A 3,847-nucleotide genomic window follows, 5' to 3' on the forward strand; every position below is an offset into this window, starting at 1 on the left:
AAGATTCCAATACCGAATCATTCCTCTTTTTGGCCGACTATCACGGCATCATCAAATGTCATGAGCCGGAAATGATTCATCAATCTACTCAAGCTGTTGCCGCCACATGGCTCGCCTGCGGACTCAACCCTGAACAGACCACTTTCTATCGTCAAAGCGATATTCCCGAAGTGATGGAATTGAACTGGATTCTGACCTGTATCACTGCAAAAGGCCTAATGAACCGCGCCCACGCTTATAAAGCCGCAGTACAGGCAAATACCGAAAACGGTCAGGAAGATCCGGATCACGGCGTGGAAATGGGCCTGTACAGCTACCCTATCCTCATGACCGCTGACATCCTTATGTTCAATGCCCATGAAGTACCAGTCGGTCGCGACCAAATCCAACACGTTGAAATGGCACGCGATATTGCCGGTCGCTTTAACCACCGCTTCCAAGAACTCTTCACCCTGCCAGAAGTGAAGATTGATGAAAACGTCGAACTCTTGGTCGGCTTGGACGGACGCAAAATGTCCAAGTCTTACGGCAATACCATTCCGCTTTGGGAAAACGATAAAAAAACCCAAAAATCGGTCAACAAAATCATCACCAATATGAAAGAACCCGGCGAGCCGAAACAGCCTGATGAAAGTCCTCTGTTTGAAATCTACAAAGCCTTCTCCACGCTGTCTGAAACTGCTGAGTTCACGCAAATGCTGGCCGAAGGCCTTGCTTGGGGTGAGGCCAAGAAACTCTTGGGTGCAAAAATCAATGCCGAGCTCGCAGAACCGCGCGAGCGTTACAATGAGTTGACAGCCAAACCATCTCAAATTGAAGACATTTTGCAGGCCGGCGCACAAAAAGCGCGTAAAGAAGCACGTGAATTGTTGGATAAAGTACGCGATGCAGTAGGTATTCGTTCGTTGAAATAATAGCAAGGCCGCCTGAAAATTTCAGACGGTCATAATATCATTTATTATTTGAAATATAATCGTTTTCTAGGGTTTCTCATATGAAAAAAACCTTCCCCCTTATCTTACTCAGCCTTTCATTGGCTGCTTGCGGCGGTAAATCTGAAGATACTGCCGCCAATGATGCTGCTTCAGGCAAAGCGCCTAAACCTACCTTCAAAGTTAAATATATTGATGAACAAGCCATAACCGGTTTGGATTTAGGTACAGCTCAAGACGGCGAAACGAAAGAAGGTAAAAAACAACGTACCTATCCGATTAACGGCATAGAAGGTGGCGTCATCAATCTGATTGGTAAGCACCCTACCGACTTAGAAGTCATCAGCGGCCAATGCATGGAAAAAAATGAAAAAGGCGTTTCAGCCGGCTGGTCAGCCAACGGAGTCTGCCACACAGCCTTTGCAAAAATGGTGGACAATATTGCCCAAGACGGCGGCAAACTGACCGACTATCTGATTTCACACGCTGCTTTGCAGCCTTATACCGAAGGCAAAAGCGGTTATGCCGCCGTACAAAACGGCCGCTATATTTTAGAAATTGACAGCGAAGGCATGTTCTATTTCCGTCGCCGTCATTACTAAACTTCTAACCATCCTATTTTCCCCTGACACGAGGACTGAATCATGGCTCAAGTTACTTTCCAAGGCTCACCTATTTCTACAAACGGCAATTTGCCTGCCATCGGCCAAGTTGCACCTGATTTCACATTGGTAGCAGCAGACCTATCTGAGAAATCATTGGCTGACTATGCAGGCAAACGCAAAGTGCTGAATATTTTCCCTAGCATTGACACAGGTGTATGCGCCCAGTCCGTCCGCACTTTCAACAAACGTGCCTCTTCGTTAGAAAATACCGTCGTCTTGTGCATTTCTGCCGATTTACCGTTTGCACAAGCCCGTTTCTGCGGTGCAGAAGGTTTAGAAAATGTAGTGACACTTTCCACATTCCGCAGCAGCTTTTCTAACGATTACGGAGTAACACTGACAGAAAGCCCATTACGCGGCCTGACTGCCCGCGCAGTGGTGGTTTTAAATGATCAAAACCAAGTTCTCCACGCTGAGTTGGTTTCTGAAATTGCGAACGAGCCTGACTACGAAGCAGCTTTAGCTGTTTTGTAATTGACTCAATAAAATCAGGTCGTCTGAAAATTTTCAGACGGCCTTTAGCTTATCTTCAAAATAAAAACGGTAGCTTAAAAGCTACCGTTTTCTGTTTCAAACCTTATACAGATTTATCTGTTTTGTCTGTTTCTACTGACTCAGTATTCTGAACCTCATTTTGCTCAACAGCTTCAGCAGCTTCAGCAATAGGCGCTTCATACTCTTCCACTTTGTCATCGCGGACATTGTGGCTATAATCTTTAGGCGGACTAGGCTGTTTACCGGCCATAATTTCCAAAACTTGGTCTCGATCGATGGTTTCCCAATCCATAAGTGCTTTGCACATGGTTTCCATCTTATCACGATTTTCATCCAAGATTTTGTAAGCCACTTGGTATTGCTCATCCAAAATACGGCGGATTTCCGCATCGATATCTTGTTGGGTTTTCTCGGAAATATTTTGAGAACGGGTTACGCTGCGACCCAAGAATACCTCACCTTCGTTCTCAGCATAAACCATCACACCCATTTTGTCGCTCATACCATAACGCGTTACCATCTCGCGTGCCATTTGAGTTGCACGCTCAAAGTCGTTAGATGCACCGGTAGAAATACGGCCGACAAAAATATCTTCAGCAATACGGCCACCAAACAAGATTGAGAGCTGGCTCAGCATTTGGTCTTTGTACATACTGATGCGGTCACGCTCAGGCAGCTGCCAAGTCAAACCCAATGCACGGCCACGAGGCATAATCGTTACTTTGTGAACCGGATCGGTAAACGGCAGGCTTTCCGCTACGATTGCATGACCGGCCTCATGATAGGCTGTCGCACGTTTTTCATCTTCGTGCATTACCATACTGCGACGCTCCGGACCCATGTAGATTTTGTCTTTAGCATCTTCAAAGTCGCTTTGATCGACTTTAACTTTATTACGACGACCGGCAAACAAAGCTGCTTCATTGACCAAGTTTGCCAAATCCGCACCTGAAAAACCAGGTGTACCGCGTGCTAAAGAAGTCAAATCTACGGATGCATCCAAAGGTACTTTTTTAGCGTGTACTTTCAAGATTTGCTCACGGCCACGGATATCAGGCAATGGAACAACGACTTGACGGTCAAAACGGCCCGGACGCTGCAACGCTGGGTCAAGTACATCAGGACGGTTGGTTGCTGCGATCACAATAACGGTTTGATTGCTTTCAAAACCATCCATTTCAACCAACAATTGGTTTAATGTTTGCTCACGCTCATCATTACCACCGCCCAAACCAGCACCACGCTGACGGCCAACCGCATCAATTTCATCAATAAAGATGATACATGGCGCGTTTTTCTTGGCCTGCTCGAACATATCGCGGACACGGCTCGCACCGACACCGACAAACATTTCTACGAAGTCAGAACCTGAAATGCTGAAGAATGGCACACCGGCCTCACCGGCAATCGCTTTAGCCAGCAATGTTTTACCCGTACCAGGGCTACCGGCCAACAAAATACCGCGAGGTACACGACCACCCAGGCTTTGATAGCGGTTAGGCGATTTCAGGTAATCCACAATTTCTTGTACTTCTTCTTTTGCCTCATCACAACCGGCGACATCGGCAAAAGTAACTTTATTGGAATCTTTGTCCAGTAAACGTGCACGGCTCTTACCAAAAGAGAATGCGCCGCCTTTACCGCCACCGCCGCTTTGCATGCGCATGAAGTAGAACCATGCACCGATCAACAACAAAACAGGCAGCAGGCTGTAAAACAGACTGGCCAGCATGCTTGGTTTTTCTTCCGGAGTCA

General features: G+C 46.7%; 4 protein-coding genes. 3 read left to right on the forward strand and 1 reads right to left on the reverse strand.

Features of this window, described 5'->3' with window-relative positions:
* The 3 genes from trpS to tpx form a co-directional block, all read left to right on the forward strand.
* Positions 1-914: tryptophan--tRNA ligase (trpS, locus tag ACTHUE_RS12550; RefSeq protein WP_440423623.1), on the forward strand; the 914-nt coding region annotated here is incomplete at its 5' end.
* An 80-nt stretch (positions 915-994) separates the two neighbouring features.
* Positions 995-1,534 (forward strand): hypothetical protein, encoded by a 540-nt coding sequence (locus ACTHUE_RS12555; protein WP_070615945.1) that lies wholly within the window; start codon positions 995-997, stop codon positions 1,532-1,534.
* A gap of 42 nt (positions 1,535-1,576) precedes the next feature.
* The gene (gene tpx, locus ACTHUE_RS12560) at positions 1,577-2,071 is read left to right on the forward strand and encodes a thiol peroxidase (protein ID WP_070647111.1); all 495 of its coding nucleotides are present in this window, start codon (positions 1,577-1,579) and stop codon (positions 2,069-2,071) included.
* A 103-nt stretch (positions 2,072-2,174) separates the two neighbouring features.
* Here tpx and ftsH read toward each other — a convergent pair.
* Positions 2,175-3,847: ATP-dependent zinc metalloprotease FtsH (gene ftsH / locus ACTHUE_RS12565; protein ID WP_440423625.1), on the reverse strand; the 1,673-nt coding region annotated here is incomplete at its 5' end.

Source organism: Neisseria sp. P0021.S005, from assembly GCF_051956955.1.

Bases quoted from the DNA above. Each gene is read 5' to 3' on its own strand.
- tpx (WP_070647111.1), top strand. From the start codon at position 1,577: ATGGCTCAAGTTACTTTCCAAGGCTCACCTATTTCTACAAACGGCAAT.
- ACTHUE_RS12555 (WP_070615945.1), top strand. From the start codon at position 995: ATGAAAAAAACCTTCCCCCTTATCTTACTCAGCCTTTCATTGGCTGCT.